Raw genomic sequence first — 20,465 nt, 5'->3', positions numbered from 1 at the left:
TAGTTCTTTTTAAAGATCCACGCCCCCCTTGCCTTAGCTTCAACCTCCCCTGCGGATCAGCAGTGGTTGTTTGAACCGCTAGAAACACTACTGCTTGCTTCTCCTAAAGTATAAGCGGAAACGATAACATTTGCGTTGCCTGCCTTTTGTTTGACGTTTCACACTAAGCGAAAGGGGAATAGTTAAAAATATCTTCAGCCTGACACATTCCTTTAGCAAATATCAACTAGGCGCACTATCAATTTTCCCTTTATTAGATAGGAGAAATCACATGCCTTATTTTTATTCAAATGGAATTCATCTTTATTATGAAAGTGTAGGGAGCGGGCCTGCTTTAGTATTTATTCCTCCTCCTGCGTTAGGTGCTGCTTCCTTTTTACAACAACAAGAAGGATTAAAAGATCACTTTCAAGTTATTACGTTTGATCCAATAGGAAATGGAAATAGCAGTGCGGGTAATAAAAAGACCCATTCTGTGAAAGAATGGGCAGAAGATGTTCGGGCCTTAGCAGATCATTTAGAGCTAGATAACATTATCCCGTGCGGTTATTCAATGGGCGGAGCAGCCGCTCAAGAGTTTGCAGTTTCATACCCACACCGCACCGCAGGACTTGTTCTAATCTGCACATTTCCAGAAGTGAGTACATGGATGCTGCATGCAAAAATAAAAATAGGTGAGTGGACCTTTGAAAAAGATTTACGCTCATTATTAGCAGAAGGCCTTGCGATCTCGCATACCAACAGAAAAGATAATAAACACTGGTTAAAAAAATGGGTGAAACGCTCCTACCCTACGCTGGTTAAAAATATGTATTACCAAGGGAGGCAGTACCAAGTTACAGATAAACTCTCTACGATTACCTGCCCTGTCACCTACATATACGGAAGATTCGACCCGGTGGCACGCCCTTACATTGACCTGTATAAAAAACATTTGCCAAACTTTCAATTTGTAAAGATCCCAGGGACTACCCACCAAATTCCGACCAGAGCAGCAAATGAAGTGAATGGAATTATTAGCGGTATTTATTCTAGAAGATGGGAAGGGGATGAAAATGAGTAATCTACACAAACCATGGCTCGCTCAACAAACATGGGAAGACTTATTATTTATTCATTGGCCGGTAGCCCCATCTATACTAGCACCCTTTATCCCCTCTCCACTTGAACTCGATCATTTTAAAGATAGTGCCTGGATAAGTATTGTACCCTTTTTGGGGACGAATAATAAAGCACGGAAGCTAGGAGAATTCCTTTCATTAAGTCCGTTTCTAGAGCTGAATGTTCGAACCTATGTGAAATATAAAGGAGAGCATGGTGTTTACTTTTTAACGATGGACGCTGATTCTCCATTAGCAGTAATTGGCGCCAGAATGATTGCAGGTCTCCCTTATTTCCACGCTGTAATGAAACATAGAAAAAAACAAGGTATCATTCACTATTCTAGTCAAAGGCGCCATAACAGCCAGCCCGACGTCTCTTTCTCTTGTAACTATGCTCCGGTCTCAGAGCCTTATTACCCAGCTGCTTCGTCTTTAACGTATTGGCTCACCGAACGCTACAGCTTATGGAAAGCGAAACAAGGAAAAGTTACGAAAGGACCTATCTATCATGAGCCCTGGAAGCTGCAGGAGGCCAAACTTGAACTCCATCAAAATCAATTGCTCAATTTTCTTCCGGAGCCTATCGGACACACCTCTCCCCTCGTTCATTACTGTCCAACCAAACATGTGAAGTTTTATCCTTTTGAACGGCTGAATTGAGCTCAAACCGTTAAAAATGCGCGTGGAGATTTCCGTGGGAAAAGAAAAGACAGCTGAATACTCCACCGGGAGGTTTCTCGAGGTCATGCAAGCATTGTCTGCAGCAAATTCAAAGATCTTCTGTGTAAAGGTACAACCTAGCAACGTCCCTTCCCCCACCGCTAAATAAAAAAAGCATAACCGGCAATATAGCCAAGTTATGCTTTAATCTACGTATATGTAAATACTTTGTTAATAAAAATGGCGGAGGAGGAGGGATTCGAACCCCCGCGGGCCGTGAAGCCCCTGGCGGTTTTCAAGACCGCTCCCTTCAGCCGAACTTGGGTACTCCTCCGTGTGATCAAACTTTTTCCGACAAGAATTATAATAGCACAGCAACCAATCACTAGCAAGGGAAATCCCAAAAAAAATTTAATTTAATTTTTAATCGCTCATTAAACACAAAACAACAACTACGTATCGCCCTACTTCTCACTGGTCGTCAAAGTAATTGAAATATAGATAGACTCCAACTGAAAAATGACGCCATTTTTTGGCTTCAATTAAAAAGAAAGGGGACTGGTTTTAGCCACAGTCCCCTTGTCTTAACATGGTTATCTAGGAAGAACGAGATTTACTTTTCGGGTCAAATGCGTCCCGCAATGCATCACCAATAAAGTTAATAGATAGTACCGTGAGTACAATCAGCAAACCAGGCGGTAGCCACATATGAGGCTGCCCTGTCAAAATCCCTAAATTCCGGGCTTCATTCAACATCGATCCCCACGTTGGCGTTGGTTCAGGTATACCAAAGCCGATAAAGCTTAAAGCAGCTTCTAAAATAATCATTTGGGCCATAATAACGGTAGCATTGACGATAATCGGACCAATGGCATTTGGAATCAAATGCTTTATAATAATCCGAAAATCCGAAGCGCCGATTGACCGTGCACTCAGAACATATTCTTGTTCTCGTAACGTCAAATACGTTCCTCGTAAAATCCTTGTTATATTTGGCCAGACAATCAAACCAAGGGTCACAACCAAAATTAAGAGAGAGGTCTCTTCAAGAATCGTTACAACGGTAAGTACCATAAGCAAGAACGGAAAGATTAAGAATAGATCTGTAAACCTCATGATAATTCCGTCGACTTTACCCCCATAATAACCAGCAAGTGATCCTAACACTACACCAATAGCTGTTACCATAATTGCAATATAGACCCCGATTTGAATTGAAACTTGGCCGCCATAGAGAAGACGGGCAAAGTTATCTTGTCCCACTCCATTTGTCCCGAGCAAATGCTCATCATCAGGATCTGCATGAATATTTAGCATATCCGTACTTGTTGGGTCGTGATCCGTAATGAGCGGGGCACTAAAGGAAATAATAGTGATAAGCACTAGCAAGACAATTCCTAAAACGGCCATTTTATTTTTTAAAAACCGTTTTAACACAATCCTCGTCGGACTATGTTCTTTTTCTTTTTTTGTCATCTCGTTTCCTTCGCTCGGTTCAGGTGGCTGAGACGGATGTTGACTATCTTCATTTGTGCTTCTTTTATGATCACTCATGTCACTTCACCTCAATCGTAGCGAATTCGCGGATCGACAACTGCATAGAGAATGTCCGCCAGTAAGTTTCCAGCTAATATTGTCACGCCCACAATCAGATTGATTCCCATAATTAGTGGGAAATCCTGATTCTCGATTCCTACCAGGAACAATTGTCCCATGCCAGGAAAACTAAAGACAGATTCAACGATTACTGCTCCGCTTAAAAGAGTTCCAAACTCAAAGCCCATCAGTGTAATAATCGGAATGAGGGAATTTCTAAGCGTATGTTTATAAAGCACGCTGCGTTCAGTTAATCCTTTCGCACGGGCAGTGCGAATATAATCGCTACCCATCACATCAAGAACTTCAGAACGAATGTAGCGCATATAAATCGCTGTACTGGATAGCCCGAGTGTAATACCAGGCAAGATCAAATGGTGCAGCCGGTCAATAAACGATTCGAACCCTGTCAAACTCGTCGATGACACCGTTCCCCTAGGTGGAAACCAGCCGAGCTGGAAAGAGAAAAAGTAAATCGCAATTAACGCAAAGAAAAAGTTCGGCATTGAAAGCCCAAAGAAACCAAATGTTGTCGCTGTATAGTCTACGACCGTGTACTGTTTACGTGCTGAATAAATTCCGATGGGAAGTCCTACACTAATTGTAATGAACAGTGAAAAGACCGCTAAATATATTGTGTTTGGCACACGTGATATAATCAGCTCTTCCACTGTACGCCCGGAGTAATGCAGTGAATCACCGAGATTACCTTGAGATACCTCTGTGAGCCAATTCCAGTATTGAATGTGTGGCGGGTCATTTAGACCCATCGCCTCTCGTCTTTCCTCCAACACTTCCGGGTCAATGTTCGGATCCAATGTTTGTCCGGTCAAAGGATCACCCGGAGCTAGAGAAGCGAGGGTGAACACGACAACCGTGACGATGAGAAGCATCGGAATGAAGACAAGTACACGTCGTAATATATATTTGTACATATTGCCCTCCTCCTACATCATCACTCGTAAAAAGGGCGCATGGCAGGACTTACCATGCGCCCTTACTACCTTATAATAGTGATTATTCTGCGATGTACCATTCGTGTGTGTCGTTATACATGTTGACTGGGTTTTCAGTAACTCCACCGAAATCGTCCGTGTAAGCAAAGTTGTTAACCATTGACCATAAGAATACCATTGGTAGTTCAGTAGATACATGCTCTGCCCAGTCCGCATATACTTCTTCGCGGTACTCCATCTCAAATGCGTCAGGTGCGCTAGTAGCGTCACTGATCAACTGGTCGCTCTCTTCGTCAACCCAGCGCGTGTAGTTGTATGGTGCATGAGATTCGAAATAGTTTGCAGGATCTGGGTCACCAGAAGCAAGGCTCCAACCCATGAGGTACATATCCATTTCTGGCTCATCGTATTCTACACGATCAGCATGGGCTGAGAATTCACGCGGCTGTGCAACATTCACATTGATACCAACCTCTTCAAGGTTCTCATCAATCACTAGAGCAGCACGTTCACGAGCTTCGTTTCCTGTCGGATACTCCAAGTTAAGGACAAGCTCTTCCCCGTCTGGGTCTTCAACGTATCCATCGCCTGTCACATCTTCATAGCCTGCTTCTTCAAGCAGCTCTCTAGCCTGGTCTAAGTCCTGCTCATAACGTACAGGTGCATCTTCATCATATGCCCATGACGCTTCTGGGAATGGTGCATGAAGGACTTGGCCAGAACCATGTAGAAGGCCTTCTACCATACCTTCACGGTCAAGCGCGTAAGCAATCGCCTGACGAAGCTCTACATCTTGAAGCTTTTCATTTGGCTCGTAATTATCTGTGTCATGAACGCCATCTTCAACGTCTTGAGACGGACGATGAGCTAGTTTGAAGCCCATGTACTGATAACCAAGGTCTTGTGGTTGATACAAGTTCACATTGCCCAGCTCTTCGACATCTTCAAGGTCGGCTGGAACGATACCGTCCGGCTCAAATACACCATGAATATCGCCGCTTTGTAATAGCCCTGTCATAACAGCCTGGTCAACAACCTGCCAAGTTACAGTATCAAGGTGTGGTTCACCCTGCCAGTAGTTTTCATTTGCTTCTAGCACGTACTGATCGCCTTCCACATATTCAGTCAGCTGGAATGGCCCTGTGCCGACAATTTGGCCAGCTTCGCTGGATTCAGGCGCATCTTCAATTTCATCGACACCCATTTCCCCAAAGATATGCTCTGGAATGATTGGGAATCCAGTCTCATACTCTGGGGTAACAGTTGGCTCTTCCCAACGGAAAACAACTTCATGCTCATCAGTTGCTTCTACACCTTCAAATTCGTCGGTTTCACCACTGTTGAACTCTTCGTAACCAAGCAGATCATCCGCATAGCTTTGACGTACCCCGAGGTAGTCAGGATCTGCGATTGCCGTGTAAGTAAACTCAACGTCAGCAGCTGTGAATGGCTCACCGTCATGCCACTCCACATCGTCACGAACTGTTACGGTCAATTCAGTTTGGTCGTCATTCAATTCATAATCTTCAGCAAGAATATTATAGAATTCAAGGTCTTCATCCTGGCCATATAGGCGCTCAAACATAAATTCAAGAATGTTGTTATCATAAGAAGACTGGTAATAGATTGGGTTGAACTGATGATCTGGTGCAGAGTACATCGCAACATTTACATTGCCGCCATCCTGTGGTTCACCTGCTTCACCATTGTCATCACCTTCGTCTGCTCCCTCTCCATCTTCACCATTGTCAGCATCTTCGTCATCATCAGCAGCATCGTCATCTTCTTCGATTGGATCATCGTCCATGTCGCCGCCTTCTTCTTCTTCAAACTCTTCAGGATCTCCGCCGCATGCAGCTAGGATGAGGCCGAATGTTAACATTGCAATTAACAGATACCAAATACTTTTCTGTCTCAAAACATCTTCCCCCTTTTTAATTAGTAAAACTATTGCTCACGTGACTTATTACACCTTTCCTTCCCTGCGTAATGTCACCTCCCGTATGAGATAGTCCTTTCCTCAACTTTCGTTTTCACCTGGTTCCGTATACAGATGACAGGCAACATAGTGGCCGTCTCCCATATCTGTTAGAAGAGGTGTTTTTTCTTTGCAGCGCTCATGCGCTTCAGGGCAGCGTGTATGAAAGGGGCACCCTGAGGGAGGATTCGACGGACTTGGCAAATCCCCTTCCAAAACTTGTCGTTCTTTTACTTCTTCTATATTGGTTGAGGGTACGGCAGAAATTAACGCCTGGGTATAAGGATGCAGTGGCTTGTCATATAGCGAGTCCTTAGGTGCAATTTCAGCAAGTTTGCCAAGGTACATGACACCAACACGATCACTAATATGTTTAACGACACTTAAGTCGTGAGCAATAAAAATATACGTCAAATTATATTCCTCTTGTAAATCTTCCATTAAATTGAGGACCTGGGACTGCACGGATACGTCTAAGGCCGATACAGGCTCATCACCGATAATCATTTGTGGGCGTGTGGATAGCGCACGTGCGATGCCAATCCGTTGTCTCTGTCCGCCTGAAAATTCGTGCGGGTATTTGGTTCTTGCTTCCGCTCCTAAGCCAACTCGCTTCAGCAAATCAATGACTCGTTCTTGGCGCTCTTCCTTCGTAAACATATCCTGGACGACCATAGGCTCTTCGATGATTTCGCCCACGCTCATTCTTGGGTTCAAAGAGGCATAAGGGTCTTGAAAAATCATTTGTAGATTTTTACGCATCGGGCGAATTTGTCGCTGGGAAAGCGTAGTAATATCTTCACCATCAAACTCAATACTCCCCTCACTCGGTTCAAGCAGGCGCATAATCATACGTCCTAAGGTTGATTTACCTGAACCTGATTCTCCTACAATTCCGAGGGTTTCTCCTTTATACACCGAAAAGGTAACACCATCTACCGCTTTTACATGGCCGACGGTCCGTTTCAGAACTCCACCTTTTATTGGAAAGTGCTTTTTTAAATCGTTGACTTCGACGAGTGTCTCTCCGCTAACGGCTTTTGTTTGCCCTGCCTGCTGTCGATCATTTGCTACCGTCATTCTTTCTCGCCTCCTTGATCCTCATAAAGGATGCAGCGCACATGGTGATTAGGTTCATTTTCTCTTAGTTTAGGCACAGCTTCTGTACAAGCTTCCATGGCATGTTTACAGCGTGGAGCAAAGCGACAGCCATCTGGGAAATTGTGAGCAGGAGGAACTGTCCCTGGAATAGATTCCAATCTCTCTTTTTCATCTGCTACATCAGGCATGCTGTTTAACAAGCCAACCGTGTACGGGTGTTTTGGGTTAGTAAAAAGGTCTTTTGCTGATGCATTTTCAACAATTTGCCCTCCGTACATAACGAGTACACGATCAGAAGTTTCAGCTACTACTCCTAAATCGTGGGTAATGATTAATATCGCTGAATTATATTTCTTTTTTACATCTTGCATCAAATCCAAAATTTGAGCTTGGATCGTAACATCTAGCGCCGTCGTCGGTTCGTCTGCAATTAAAAGCTTTGGATCACAGCTCATCGCCATCGCTATCATTACCCGCTGCCGCATACCGCCGGACAGTTGGTGAGGATATTCCTTGACGGTTTCTTCAGCTCGCGGGAAACCTACTAGTTTTAATAGCTCTACCGCCCGTTTTTTCGCATCTTTTTTATTCATCCCCTGGTGCTTTACCATTGGCTCAGCTAACTGTTCTCCAATTGTAAATACCGGGTTAAGAGAAGTCATCGGCTCTTGGAATATCATCCCGATGTCATTGCCGCGAACCTTCATCATTTCCCGTTCACTTAAGGAAAGCAAATCTTTTCCTTCTAATTTGATCGCGCCCTCTTCAATTTTTCCAGGAGGGGATGGGATCAATTGCATAATGGACATCGAAGTAATACTTTTCCCACTTCCCGATTCCCCCACAAGTGCCACGGTTTCACCGCGGTCAATGGAAAAGTCAACCCCATCAACAGCCTTTGCCACTTTACCTTCTATATGAAAATAGGTTTTTAAACCTTCAACTTCTAATAAGGTCTCGTTACTCACATTGTCCACCTCGGTTTTGCAGAATTTTCAAACATTTCTATGCTTTATATGTGTATATCAGTTCAATTTCTTACCAACATGTTATACTATTAGCTATTAGCTATCAGCTAGTCTTCTATGGAATCATATAGGAAAACGTATCTTTGAACTGTTTTAACTCTACGTTTACATCCGCGTGCATAACCCCATCAATTTTTGAAAGTTCTTCGTTTACAAAGTGTACGAGACTCTCATTATCACGAAAATAGGCCTGGATAATTAAATCATGCTTCCCAGAAAACGCCCCAATAAACCGTACTTCTTGATACTTTTGCAAATGGCTAGCAATCGCGTCCTGACATCCTAATTGGGTAGATATCCCTATAATGGCTTGGACGTTCAACCCTACTTTATTGGGATTGGTATGAATAATAAATTCAAACACCCCGTTTTTAAGCATTTTATTAATGCGGGATCGAATCGTCCCTTCACTGACGTCCAACAATCTCGCAATCTCGCTGTAAGGACGTTTCCCGTTTTCTTGTAAGTAGTTAAGTATGGAAAAATCCATTTGATCTAAATTATCCATGGAACATCCCTTCAATTACGAAGATTGCAACAAAAATCGCTTACTAGTTACGAAATAAATATTACTTTTTCATGTTTTCTGTCAATTTCGTAAAAACAGTTTGAATTAACGTCATTATACGGGCTAACCAAGAAGTTTGCAATAAATGCTCTAAACTTTTTTAAAAAAATGTGGTATCAAATCTCACAAACCTAAAAATCTTCATCTTTGATCATATTATGTAAGCCCTTTCATTTCAATGTGTTTTCAAAAAAATTTTGATTTATCAGTGGTTCTGCTTTCTTACTTTCCCTTGTTAAACCGATGGATATATTTTCTATTGTTTCGTTTATTTGCATGTTTAAAAAGAAATCTATAAGTTATCTTCGCTCGTTTTTCTATTTTATTCATGCTCTTTCTTTCCACGGGCGACCCGCGAGTCTCCTCAGGCTAATGTCTTACGGGGTATCACAAGGTTCGCTGCTCTCGCAGAAGTCTCCTCTATTCCCAGAATATCAACTCCCTTGTTCAGCAACGTCCTTTATTAGAACCTTTTTCATTATAAAAATTGATCCTAGGCCTAGTTTTTTAAAGAGGTCACTAAAATAAAGATGAAAGGAGGGACAGTTTCAATACAAAGAAGCTGCCTGATAAGACAGCTTCTTTAAAAGGTATATTACTTATCTTTCTCTAGTGATAACCTGTAACTTTCTAGGTCGATTCAATAACCGTTCGTCCACCCATATATGGGCGGAGTACTTCTGGAATAACGATACTCCCATCTTCTTGCTGATAATTTTCTATAATCGCAGCGACCGTCCGTCCAACAGCTAAGCCGGAACCATTCAATGTATGAACAAATTCTGTTTTGCCTTTTGCTTCACGTTTAAAACGTATATTCGCCCGTCTAGCTTGAAAAGCTTCGAAATTACTACAAGACGAAATCTCTTTAAAATCATTATAACTAGGGAGCCAAACCTCAATATCATATTTCTTGGCAGCCGTAAAACCGAGATCACCTGTGCACATATTCATCACACGGTATGGAAGTTGAAGACGCTGAAGAATCGTTTCAGCATGGCTGGTCAAGGATTCAAGCATTTCATATGATTCTTCAGGCTTCACAAACGTTACCAATTCCACTTTATTAAATTGGTGTTGGCGTATCAGCCCGCGTGTGTCACGACCGGCAGAACCTGCTTCAGAGCGAAAGCACGCACTAAAGGCACTATTTTTGATTGGCAGCTCGTCCACGTTCAAAATTTCATCACGGTGCATGTTAGTGACAGGGACCTCTGCAGTTGGAACGAGAAAATAATCTTCTTCTCTAATTTTAAAGGAGTCTTCCTCAAATTTAGGCAACTGTCCTGTCCCTGTCATACTTTCCCGGTTTACCATGAACGGCGGAATCACTTCTTCATAGCCATGTTCACTTTCATGGACATCCATCATGTAGTTAATCAAAGCACGCTCGAGCCTAGCACCAAGCCCTTTATAAAATACAAAGCGACTTCCTGTCACCTTTGAAGAGCGCTCAAAATCAAGCATTTGCAGCTCTGTTCCTAACTCCCAATGAGCTTTTGCTTCATATGAAAAAATTGGTGGTTCTCCCCATGTTCTTACTTCTTCATTATCACTCTCATCTTCTCCTTGCGGTACACTTTCATGAGGCAGATTCGGGAGCGTTAAAAGGAGTTGTTGTAAATTTTGTTCTACTTCACGCAATTCTTCATCCAACGTTTTCATTTTCGTAGAAACTTCTTTCGTTTCTTGAATTAATTCATCCGCATTTTTACCTTCTCGCTTGTATTCAGCTACTTGCTTGGAAACTTCATTGCGTCTCTGTTTTAATTCCTCTGTTTGCTGAATTAACGAGCGCCGCTTGTGATCTAGGGTTTCAAAATTCTTTAATTCTTCAACATTTTCGCCCCGTTTATTAAATTTCGCGACCACATCATCCATATGTTCTCGAAGATATTTGGCATCAAGCATTTCGTATTTCCTCCTTGTATGTTTTACCATTAAAAAACTCCCATCCCTATTATGCAAGGGACGAGAGTTTCCCGCGTTGCCACCCTAGTTGCTAATCACTTAGCCACTTTGATTCGATAACGGTGAATAAACCGGGGGAGTTTCCGCTACGTTCCACTTCCCACTCTAAGCTGGATTCACACCTTTCGTTTCACCGGTTCCCACCAGCCACCGGCTCTCTGAAAAAACAAAAAGGCGTTACTTTTGCTTATCTACGTGTTTAATAATTTTACGCCTCAATGGTAGAGGCTTCTTGTTCTTGCTGCTCTTTCACCATCTGGGCAAAATAGCGATGCAGACGATTATCCTCTGTTAACTCCGGATGAAAGGAACAGGCCAAAAAGGAGCCTTGACGAGCAGCTACAATCTCTTCGCCGTGTTTGGAGAGAACTTCAACATGCTCCTCCACTTCTAAAATAAGCGGGGCGCGAATAAAGACCGCTTCCACGTCGTCCCCAACACCTCTTACGTAAAGCTTTGTTTCAAAGCTTTCTCGTTGACGCCCAAACGCATTCCGTTCAACCCGCATATCCATTAAGCCGAGGTGTCCTTGTGCTTCCCCATCAATTTCCCGAGCCATTAATATGAGGCCAGCACATGTGCCAAAGACAGGTTTGCCTGAATCAATAAAAGCTTTTAACGGTTCAAAAAATCCATATTTATCGATTAACCGCCGCATGGTTGTGCTTTCTCCGCCCGGAAGTACAAGCCCGTCTACTTCGTCTAGCTGTTCCGTCCGCTTTATAATAACCGTTTCAGTGTCAGGACCTTGCAAAGCATGAATGTGTTCCCGTACCGCTCCTTGGAGGGCAAGCACACCAATTTTTATCATGATTCAACCTTCTCCTTTACTTACGTTATATTCAAAACCTCGAAGATATAGATAGGTTATGAATGACTATGCGGCGATTTCTTTTTTCATCACTTACCATCCACGGTCTTGCATGCGTTCAGATGGTTCTAGTGTAGAAATCTCTGTTCCTTCCATCGCAGACCCTAAATCTTTTGAAAGCCGGCCGATAAGGGCATAGTCATCATAATGGGTCGTCGCTTCTACAATTGCTCGTGCATATTTTTCAGGGTGATCTGATTTAAAAATACCAGAGCCGACAAATACACCATCGGAGCCAAGCTGCATCATTAACGCCGCATCAGAAGGAGTAGCAATACCGCCGGCAGCAAAGTTCACCACTGGAAGCTTGCCATTTTCTTTAATGTCCAATAACAACTCATAAGGAGCACCTAGATTCTTCGCTTCAGTCATTAATTCATCTTTTGACATATTCGCTACTTTATGAATTTGTGACTGTACTTCCCGCATATGGCGGACGGCTTCTACAATGTTGCCGGTGCCTGGTTCACCTTTCGTTCGAATCATAGAAGCACCTTCGCCAATACGGCGCAGGGCTTCACCTAAATTGCGTGCTCCGCATACAAAAGGAACTGTATATTCACTCTTATCAATATGATATACCTCATCAGCAGGTGTTAATACTTCACTTTCATCAATATAATCTGCACCTAAGGCTTCGAGTACTCGTGCTTCAACGATGTGACCGATACGAGCTTTTGCCATAACCGGAATGGATACAGCTTCCATTACTTGTTCAAGTATCGTTGGATCTGCCATGCGAGCAACACCGCCTGCTGCTCGAATATCAGCAGGAACACGTTCAAGTGCCATGACCGCAACCGCACCTGCTTCTTCAGCTATTTTAGCTTGTTCTGCATTTACGACGTCCATAATGACGCCACCTTTTTGCATTTCTGCCATTCCACGTTTTACACGATCCGTACCTGTATCAACCATCGTCCATTCCTCCTGCTTTCTTATAAAAGTAGCCACCTGCCGACAAACTTTATTCAGCAAATGGGGAAATAAGGGATTTTTTTCTGTCCAACGTCTATTTTATCATCATTATGGCTTGACTAAAAGCACTACCTTCCGCTTTTAGAACCATCCACGTACTGTATCTGTGGCTTGATTCCAAATACCGCTGAAGAATCCGCCAATACTCCGCATTGTTAAGGAAAACCAGCCTGCTTCTTCTACCCCTTCATCCAAAACAACCTCTACTGTCTTGTGATTTTGCATATCAGACTGCAAATAATCATAATCTTGTTCGCCGTGGTATTCAGCGCTAAGTTGGCCAATTACTTCTCCCTCTTCTAACGGAGCTACTAATTCTCCCTCATCGTTTAAGACAGAGTCAGCAAACGCAAAGGAAGTCTCATAATCCTCTTCTTCTCCCTCTTCGATCAATGTTTGAATCGCTTCAGTAGTAGAAGCTGCTACTTGATCTTCTTCTCCACGCGTAACGGAAATAGCTTCTGCTTCCTCCGGCGTATACCCCGCTTCTACAATCTCAATTTCCTGAAAGTTGTCAAATCCGTAATCCATTAACTTTTCGGTTTCTTCAAACCGAGCCTCGCGGGAATCTGTACGCATCACTACGGAAATAAAACGGGTATCATCTCGTTCTGCTGTACCCGTGAAGGCATTGCCTGCAAGTTCTGTATACCCTGTCTTCAATCCATCCATGCCTTCATAGCCATGAGACCCCATGCCGGGAAGCATTTCATTCCAATTCCTCATATCAACCGCGTCATCTGTTCCTTCTTTAAATGTCATTTCTTCAATGCTTGCTGTATCCAACACCTCTGGATAATCATTTAATAAATGATACGTTAGCAGTGCAGTAGCACGGGCAGACATTTCATTTTCGGCGTCAGCATCCGTTCCGTCTGGATGCAGCCCTTGCATAGAGCTATTATTTAAGCCTGAGGAGTTCACAAAATTATACTCTGTTAAACCAAGTTCCTCTGCTTTGGCATTCATATCCTCTACAAATTCTGTCTCTGACCCTGATATTTCCTCAGCTAAGGCCACAGTTGCAGCATTAGCGGAATAAATCGTCATCGCTTCATAGAGTTCTTGTACGGTGTATGTTTCGTCTTGGCTCAAAAACACGTTTGACAAAGCAGTATCATGGGAAAGGGCATTCACCTCATCTGTAATAGTCACCTCGTCATCCCAACTAATTGTTCCTTCGTCCAACGCTTCATGGACCAAATATTCACTCATGATTTTGGTCATACTTGCTGGTGGTAGAATGACGTCTACTTCTTCTTGATAAATCATTTTACCTGTCTGTGCATCGACCAAAATAGCGGCTTCAGCCTCTAGATCAGGTTCTGATGCTTCTATATGTTCTACTGGGGCTGTAAGGAAAAACATCACCCCTAGACCATAAGCTGATATATGTTTGATATAACTTTTCAACCTACCCACACCTCCATGCAATCTTTAACAATTTTGTATTCTATCATAACTATTTATAAAAACATAGACAGCCACAGTACCCATTCTGAGACAAGTAAACATAGTCATCTGACCTATATTTAAGAAAAAAGCTTTGTTAACGAGTAATGTTGATGGTTCTTTCATGGCCTCCCTTACCAAGCGCAGGAAGAGCCTCCTCACCTTAACACCTGGGGGTCTCGTTAGGATGTCTTGTCAACGCCACAGAAAAACTGCTTATAGTTTAAGGCTCTGTTTTTAATCATTCTATAACTTGTATAAAGAGGTTGAGAACGTACACAACCTTGTTTTTGGTGAAGAAGTCGGCAAACCGCTTCGAGCTTTGCTCACTACTTCTCAAAGTAAGGTGAATGGAAGAATGAATGTAACTCTCGATAAATTAATTTTTTCCGCACCTCGTTCTATAAGAGTTTTGCCCATACCCTCTATAAAAACTTTCTTTATCCCCCCTTACAGAGCCTAGAAAATAAAAAGAACTTTTCCCGGGAAATAATAAAATGGGAAAAGTTCTTAAGAAAGAGGCTTTGGTAAGATCACGGCATATACGCATAACGCATTACGTGGGCACATTGGTAATACGTTTACCGCCCTCATATTGTTTTGTCGTTATAAATAGATCGTGATCAACCGCTCGTTACCAAAGCCATGAAATTAAAAGCTTTTCTGCCTCATTTCTCCTTCTGGTGTTTATAGAGGAGGGTGCCCTTACAAACTGTAATTTGGAGCTTCCTTGGTTATTTGTACATCATGTGGATGACTTTCTGTTAACCCAGCATTTGTAATACGGACAAATTGGCCATCTTCCCGCAGATCCTCGAGAGTCCTTGTACCGCAGTAACCCATACCTGCACGAATGCCTCCAACGAGTTGATGGATACTATCTGCTAGCGGTCCTTTATAAGGGATTCTTCCTTCAATCCCTTCCGGCACTAGTTTCTGGCTTTCCTCTTGGAAATAGCGGTCTTTACTCCCTTTTTCCATTGCTCCCATTGAACCCATGCCCCGGTACACTTTGAATTGACGTCCTTGGAAAATCACTCGTTCACCGGGACTTTCACTTACACCGGCTAATAAACTTCCGAGCATCACAGCATGTCCACCGGAAGCAAGAGCTTTCACAATATCACCTGAGTACTTGATACCGCCATCAGCAATAATTGGCACATCATGCTTAGCAGCTTCTTTTGCGCAATCATAAACAGCTGTTACTTGAGGTACCCCTACACCAGCTACTACTCGGGTCGTACAAATAGAGCCTGGGCCAATTCCAACTTTAACAACATCTACCCCCGCTTTGATTAAATCTCGCGTTCCAGCAGCTGTGGCAACATTGCCGGCAATCAACGTGACATCTGGATACTCTTCGCGGATTTGCGTAATTTGGTCGAGGACCCCTTTAGAATGACCATGAGCTGTATCAATCACGAGCGCATCAGCACCTGCTTCTACTAGCGCTTTTACGCGTACAGCCGTATCGTGCGCCACACCAACAGCCGCTCCCACAAGCAAGCGTCCTTGCTCATCTTTGGCAGAATGAGGAAATTCAATTACTTTTTCGATATCTTTAATCGTATATAACCCTTTTAGGGTCTGTTCATTATCTACAAGCGGCAACTTTTCAATTTTGTGTTTCTGCATTACTTGTTCTGCTTCTTTTAACGTAGTGCCTACCGGTGCTGTTACTAGGTTATTTTTAGTCATGACCTCGTCAATTAACAGAGAATAATCTTCAATAAAGCGTAAATCACGATTAGTAATAATACCAATTAACTTTTGCTCGTCATCAACAATTGGCACACCAGAAATTCGATATTTTCCCATGAGATGTTCGGCATCGTACACTTGCCGGTCTTTTGTAAGGAAAAACGGGTTAGTAATCACACCACTTTCGGACCGTTTCACTCGATCGATCATTTCTGCCTGCTCTTCCACAGACATATTTTTATGAATGATGCCAAGCCCGCCTTCCCGAGCCATAGCAATTGCCATTTCCGCTTCAGTTACAGTGTCCATTCCTGCGCTGACAATCGGTACATTTAACGGAAGCTTGTCAGTGAGCTTTGTCTTTACTTCAACGTCTCTTGGATGAATGTCAGACCTCGCTGGCATAAGCAATACATCGTCAAAAGTCAAACCTTCTTTCTCAAACTTATCGCTGCGCAAAATCTCCACCCCTTTTTAAGATTCCTTTTTTATTCCGATAGCTCGTAACTACACAAAAGGTATTTTTACTATCTTATCACGTTTTATGATACGAACAAGAGTGATGGCTTGAAGTCAAAACATTTTAAAAAATCAAAGAAGCTAAGTAAAGAACAAGTCATCTATTTTCTGATAGTGAAGTGAACGTTGAATGCGAATGGCTAGGCCGGGTCCAGACGTTTTTAAACCCCCACTCATTATCCTCGTAATATCTGCATTCTTTTTGTCACCTCAGCAAAAAGACCATGAGAAAACCAGCCGCAAGAAACGATATGCTTCATCACGGCTGGTTTGTTTTGTTCTCCTGTTAATCAGCAAATATTCCAGCAATATATACATTGTCCTTGCCTGTTAACTGCGTAATCAGTTTTGAATCTTCTAATTGTACGGTCGGACGAGTCGGATCTTTTGGGTCGATGTACATGACTTCTGCTTTTTCCCCATTTGTTAGAAGAACAGAAGTTCCAATTGAATAGGTTAACAAATAATCAGTAAGTGCCTGGACCGCCGGTGGATAAAATTTTCCAAATTCATCTCTAGCCAATATATCGAGCGCTTTATACGGTGATTGCTTATGGCGATGGCGCCGTTCAGAGCTAATAGCATGAAATACATCCGCCACAGCTAATATGCGGCTATACATGTGAATTTTTTGATGATTCACTGCCAACGGATAACCAGACCCGTCTTCTCGTTCGTGGTGTTGTAAAATGCCTACTAATACTTCATTTCCTACTTGGCCAGATTTTTTCACCATCCTATAGCTGTGATACGGATGATTTTTCATTTCTTCGTATTCTGTCTTTGTCATAGCTTCCCTTTTAACAAAAATTTGAAAGGGAATTTGGGACATCCCACAATCACATAGGGCTCCAGCGATTCCGACTTGCAAACACTCTTTCCATTCCCGATTCATTTTTTTAGCAAGAACGGAAGCAAGCAATCCAGTTGCCACCGCATGATGAAAAATGTATTCGTCTCTCGTGCTGTAATGATATAAATGCAACGCCTTTTGTGGCCTCTCTAGCACCTTTTCAATTAAAGGAAGCATCGTATTACGCACAGCCGTAATGTTCACATTTGCTCCCTCTTGCCACTTTTTAAACCACTCTTTGTACGTCTGAACGGCCGTTAAATAGTCTTTTTTAAAACTGGCATTTGGGTTAAGCTCTACTTTTTCAGGTGTTTCATCCTCTGGTGGCGATATGTTAGTTTCTGGCTGAAACGTACTGCCATCAATCATCATTTCTTCTACGGTTACTTGTGAAACCAAAAAAGCCTTCAGCACCTCTAAGTGCTGTTCTGTTAAAACAGTATGCTGAGGAATGAGGGGCTGAGGAGTAACAGCCATTACATCGGCAGCCAAAATGCATCCTTCTTTTACCTGATCCCGATAGACTGTAAGCATCCGTCCGCCCCTTTCTTCTTAGTTAGCTGAATTATTGATCTTCTTCATCAGTTAACGCTTCTTCATTTGCCTCTTCTTCAGTTACATCTTCTGCTTCTTCGGTGTCAGTTTCATCTTCTGATGTTTCAACTGGCGCCACCGTTGAAACTTCTTCGTCTTCTCCTACCCGAATTAGACGAACGCCTTGGGCATAGCGGCTGTACTGGGAGATTTCATCTGCATCCATGCGGATGAGAACGCCATTTTCTGTTATAACCATTAGATCATAGCCTTTGGTCAAGACGCGCAAACTCACGACATGACCTGTTTTTTCTGCAAGTGAAACAGCTTTTAACCCTTTTCCACCACGGCGCTGTGTCTTAAATTCTTCAGTCGAGGTGCGTTTACCAAAGCCTCTGCTAGTAACCAGAAGAACGTCAGAATCGGGCTCAATCATATCCATTCCAATCACTTCATCAGAAGGACTTAGTGAGATAGCTTTTACTCCGGAAGCTGTACGCCCCATCACACGGACATCCTTTTCATCAATGCGAATGGCATTGCCGTACTGCGTGCCGATCATCAACTCTTCTTCGCCTGTCGTCAAGCGCACACCGTGCAATTCGTCATCTTCGCGCAAGGAAATAGCAAACAAACCTCCCCGACGAATATTCGAATAAGCTGATAGGGTAGTACGTTTGGCCACACCTTGTTTTGTAAGGAAGAAAAGGTGCTCGTCATCGGAGAAATCTTCAATTGGAATGACTGTACTGATCGTTTCTCCTGCATCAATTTGAATTAGATTGATAGCTGGTATGCCTTTTGCTGTTCGTTTTAATTCAGGGATTTCATATGCTTTTAAGCGATAAACTTTTCCTTTATTCGTAAAGAAAAGGATCGTCTTGTGCGAATGAGTAGTAAACAAATGTTCTACAAAATCACCGTCATTTGTTCCCATTCCCTGCACGCCTTTTCCACCCCGGCGCTGGCTGCGATACGTATCCAGCGGCATCCGCTTTACGTAGCCATTATGAGTAATCGTGATGACTACATCCTGGCGAGGAATGAGATCTTCATCCTCAATCAAGTTTTCCCCGGCTTCGATTGTTGTTTTTCGTTCATCATTATACTTTTCTTTCAATTCTTTGAGTTCGGTACGAATGATCTCAAGCACTCGTTCTTCGCTTGCTAAAATAGCTTTTAAATCAGCTATTCTTTCAATCAGCTCTTTGTATTCCTGTTCAATTTTATCCCGTTCAAGCCCTGTTAAACGCTGAAGGCGCATATCCAGGATAGCCTGAGCTTGATCATAGCTTAACTCATATGTCGACATTAACCCTTCACGTGCGATGTCAGTCGTTTGTGACTGACGGATAAGCTCAATCACATCGTCCAGATGGTCTAAAGCCACGCGAAGACCTTCTAAAATATGAGCTCTTGCTTCAGCTTTACGAAGTTCGAAGGCTGTTCTACGTCGAATAACTTCTTTCTGATGATCCAAATAATGGGTTAAACATTCTTTTAACGTCAAGACTTCTGGGCGTCCATCTACGAGCGCTAACAAATTGATGCCAAAGCTCGTCTGCAAAGCCGTGTGCTTGTATAAATTATTAAGCAGGACGTTCGCATTTGCATCCTTTCTGAGCTCAATAACAACCCGCATGCCAGAGCGGTCCGATTCATCACGCAAGTCGGTGATCCCGTCTAATTTTTTGTCGCGGACAAGTTCGGCAATCTTTTCTACAAGCTTCGCTTTATTTACTTGGTACGGCAGTTCGGTAACGATAATTGAAGACTTGCCATTTGCATATTCTTCAATTTCAGCTTTTGCTCGTATCGTAATCGAACCTCTGCCGGTTTGGTAAGCTTTTTTAATCCCGCTTCTTCCCAGTATCGTAGCTGCAGTAGGAAAATCTGGTCCGGGGATATGTTCCATTAAGTCTGCTACGGTAAGGTCCGGGTCTTCGCTTAAGGCAAGCACCCCGTCAATCACCTCGCCCAACTGGTGAGGAGGAATGTTGGTTGCCATACCGACAGCAATTCCTGCCGCTCCATTTACAAGGAGATTAGGAAACTTTGCAGGAAGAACAATAGGCTCCTTTTCCGCCCCATCATAATTGTCCTGGTAATCTATCGTGTCTTTGTTAATATCTCGTACCATTTCCATCGAGATTTTGGACATGCGTGCTTCTGTATAACGCATCGCAGCAGCTGCGTCCCCATCGATGGAACCAAAGTTCCCATGCCCATCAACAAGCATGTAGCGGTAACTAAAATCTTGCGCCATCCGTACCATCGTTTCATAAACAGCGGAATCCCCATGCGGATGATACTTACCGATTACATCGCCCACAATCCGGGCTGATTTTTTATATGACTTATCAGCTGTAATCCCAAGCTCACTCATCGCATATAAAATCCGCCGATGTACCGGCTTCAATCCATCTCTTACATCAGGAAGGGCGCGACTTACAATGACGCTCATCGCATAGTCTAAAAATGATGTCTGCATTTCCTGACTAATATTTATTTCATGCACTCTTGATTCATTCTCGGCCATTCCTACAACCTCCGTTAATCCGTCAGAAAGTCACTTACCTGTCGACGGGCACGA

The 20,465-nt window shown here is 43.0% G+C and carries 15 protein-coding genes, 1 tRNA gene and 1 other annotated feature; of the genes, 2 read left to right on the top strand and 14 right to left on the bottom strand.

The annotated features are described in order from the left end of the window. Positions 1-271: 271 nt before the first annotated feature. Both D469_RS0110320 and D469_RS0110315 read left to right on the top strand, forming a co-directional pair. Positions 272-1,063, top strand: coding sequence for an alpha/beta fold hydrolase (locus D469_RS0110320; RefSeq protein ID WP_018923314.1), 792 nt, complete (start codon positions 272-274; stop codon positions 1,061-1,063). Beyond that, positions 1,056-1,763 carry a YqjF family protein gene (locus tag D469_RS0110315; RefSeq protein ID WP_018923313.1) on the top strand — a complete coding sequence of 236 codons (708 nt, stop codon included), beginning with the start codon at positions 1,056-1,058 and terminating at the stop codon, positions 1,761-1,763. Before D469_RS0110320 ends, D469_RS0110315 begins: the two co-directional genes overlap by 8 nt. A 241-nt stretch (positions 1,764-2,004) precedes the next feature. Here the strand turns inward: D469_RS0110315 and D469_RS0110310 are convergent. The 14 genes from D469_RS0110310 to gyrA all read right to left on the bottom strand — a co-directional run bounded on the left by D469_RS0110310 (position 2,005) and on the right by gyrA (position 20,411). Next, positions 2,005-2,097 (bottom strand) — tRNA-Ser (locus D469_RS0110310). Positions 2,098-2,360: 263 nt separating this feature from the next. Beyond that, the gene (opp4C, locus tag D469_RS0110305; RefSeq protein ID WP_018923312.1) at positions 2,361-3,317 is read right to left on the bottom strand and encodes an oligopeptide ABC transporter permease; all 957 of its coding nucleotides are present in this window, start codon (positions 3,315-3,317) and stop codon (positions 2,361-2,363) included. 11 nt (positions 3,318-3,328) lie between these two features. After that, the gene (locus D469_RS0110300; protein ID WP_018923311.1) at positions 3,329-4,294 is read right to left on the bottom strand and encodes an ABC transporter permease; all 966 of its coding nucleotides are present in this window, start codon (positions 4,292-4,294) and stop codon (positions 3,329-3,331) included. Positions 4,295-4,376: 82 nt separating this feature from the next. Then, complete coding sequence (locus tag D469_RS0110295; RefSeq protein WP_018923310.1) at positions 4,377-6,233, bottom strand: ABC transporter substrate-binding protein; 1,857 nt, start codon at positions 6,231-6,233, stop codon at positions 4,377-4,379. 102 nt (positions 6,234-6,335) lie between these two features. Then, positions 6,336-7,373, bottom strand: coding sequence for an ABC transporter ATP-binding protein (locus D469_RS0110290; RefSeq protein WP_018923309.1), 1,038 nt, complete (start codon positions 7,371-7,373; stop codon positions 6,336-6,338). Then, positions 7,370-8,362: an ABC transporter ATP-binding protein gene (locus tag D469_RS0110285; RefSeq protein WP_018923308.1), complete on the bottom strand. Its 993-nt coding sequence runs from the start codon at positions 8,360-8,362 to the stop codon at positions 7,370-7,372. The genes D469_RS0110290 and D469_RS0110285 overlap by 4 nt, the downstream gene beginning before the upstream one ends. A gap of 115 nt (positions 8,363-8,477) precedes the next feature. Beyond that, positions 8,478-8,930 (bottom strand): Lrp/AsnC family transcriptional regulator, encoded by a 453-nt coding sequence (locus D469_RS0110280; RefSeq protein WP_018923307.1) that lies wholly within the window; start codon positions 8,928-8,930, stop codon positions 8,478-8,480. Between the two features lie 690 nt (positions 8,931-9,620). After that, entirely contained in the window at positions 9,621-10,901 is a 1,281-nt protein-coding gene (gene serS / locus D469_RS0110275) for a serine--tRNA ligase (RefSeq protein ID WP_018923306.1), read from the bottom strand. 53 nt (positions 10,902-10,954) lie between these two features. Continuing rightward, positions 10,955-11,164, bottom strand: a binding site (T-box leader). A 5-nt stretch (positions 11,165-11,169) separates the two neighbouring features. After that, positions 11,170-11,772 carry a pyridoxal 5'-phosphate synthase glutaminase subunit PdxT gene (gene pdxT / locus D469_RS0110270; RefSeq protein WP_018923305.1) on the bottom strand — a complete coding sequence of 201 codons (603 nt, stop codon included), beginning with the start codon at positions 11,770-11,772 and terminating at the stop codon, positions 11,170-11,172. Positions 11,773-11,865: 93 nt separating this feature from the next. Further along, positions 11,866-12,750, bottom strand: a complete 885-nt coding sequence (gene pdxS / locus D469_RS0110265) for a pyridoxal 5'-phosphate synthase lyase subunit PdxS (RefSeq protein WP_018923304.1) — start codon at positions 12,748-12,750, stop codon at positions 11,866-11,868. A gap of 141 nt (positions 12,751-12,891) precedes the next feature. Then, positions 12,892-14,232 (bottom strand): D-alanyl-D-alanine carboxypeptidase family protein, encoded by a 1,341-nt coding sequence (locus tag D469_RS0110260; RefSeq protein WP_420834853.1) that lies wholly within the window; start codon positions 14,230-14,232, stop codon positions 12,892-12,894. A gap of 735 nt (positions 14,233-14,967) precedes the next feature. Continuing rightward, positions 14,968-16,425, bottom strand: coding sequence for an IMP dehydrogenase (guaB, locus tag D469_RS0110250; RefSeq protein WP_018923301.1), 1,458 nt, complete (start codon positions 16,423-16,425; stop codon positions 14,968-14,970). A 346-nt stretch (positions 16,426-16,771) separates the two neighbouring features. Continuing rightward, the gene (locus tag D469_RS0110245; RefSeq protein ID WP_018923300.1) at positions 16,772-17,872 is read right to left on the bottom strand and encodes an HD-GYP domain-containing protein; all 1,101 of its coding nucleotides are present in this window, start codon (positions 17,870-17,872) and stop codon (positions 16,772-16,774) included. Positions 17,873-17,903: 31 nt separating this feature from the next. After that, positions 17,904-20,411 carry a DNA gyrase subunit A gene (gene gyrA, locus D469_RS0110240; RefSeq protein WP_018923299.1) on the bottom strand — a complete coding sequence of 836 codons (2,508 nt, stop codon included), beginning with the start codon at positions 20,409-20,411 and terminating at the stop codon, positions 17,904-17,906. Between the last annotated feature and the right edge of the window lie 54 nt (positions 20,412-20,465).

It is taken from the genome of Salsuginibacillus kocurii DSM 18087 (genome assembly GCF_000377705.1).
GTDB classification, from domain to species: domain Bacteria; phylum Bacillota; class Bacilli; order Bacillales; family Marinococcaceae; genus Salsuginibacillus; species Salsuginibacillus kocurii.
Note: the sequence above shows the minus strand (reverse complement) of the source record. Positions and strands in the feature narration are given on the sequence as shown.

What these genes read in the sequence shown, in the direction of transcription:
- D469_RS0110320 (WP_018923314.1), top strand. Translation starts at nt 272, where the DNA reads ATGCCTTATTTTTATTCAAATGGAATTCATCTTTATTATGAAAGTGTA.
- D469_RS0110315 (WP_018923313.1), top strand. Translation starts at nt 1,056, where the DNA reads ATGAGTAATCTACACAAACCATGGCTCGCTCAACAAACATGGGAAGAC.
- opp4C (WP_018923312.1), bottom strand. Translation starts at nt 3,317, where the DNA reads ATGAGTGATCATAAAAGAAGCACAAATGAAGATAGTCAACATCCGTCT.
- D469_RS0110300 (WP_018923311.1), bottom strand. Translation starts at nt 4,294, where the DNA reads ATGTACAAATATATATTACGACGTGTACTTGTCTTCATTCCGATGCTT.
- D469_RS0110290 (WP_018923309.1), bottom strand. Translation starts at nt 7,373, where the DNA reads ATGACGGTAGCAAATGATCGACAGCAGGCAGGGCAAACAAAAGCCGTT.
- D469_RS0110280 (WP_018923307.1), bottom strand. Translation starts at nt 8,930, where the DNA reads ATGGATAATTTAGATCAAATGGATTTTTCCATACTTAACTACTTACAA.
- serS (WP_018923306.1), bottom strand. Translation starts at nt 10,901, where the DNA reads ATGCTTGATGCCAAATATCTTCGAGAACATATGGATGATGTGGTCGCG.
- pdxT (WP_018923305.1), bottom strand. Translation starts at nt 11,772, where the DNA reads ATGATAAAAATTGGTGTGCTTGCCCTCCAAGGAGCGGTACGGGAACAC.
- pdxS (WP_018923304.1), bottom strand. Translation starts at nt 12,750, where the DNA reads ATGGTTGATACAGGTACGGATCGTGTAAAACGTGGAATGGCAGAAATG.
- D469_RS0110245 (WP_018923300.1), bottom strand. Translation starts at nt 17,872, where the DNA reads ATGCTTACAGTCTATCGGGATCAGGTAAAAGAAGGATGCATTTTGGCT.
- gyrA (WP_018923299.1), bottom strand. Translation starts at nt 20,411, where the DNA reads ATGGCCGAGAATGAATCAAGAGTGCATGAAATAAATATTAGTCAGGAA.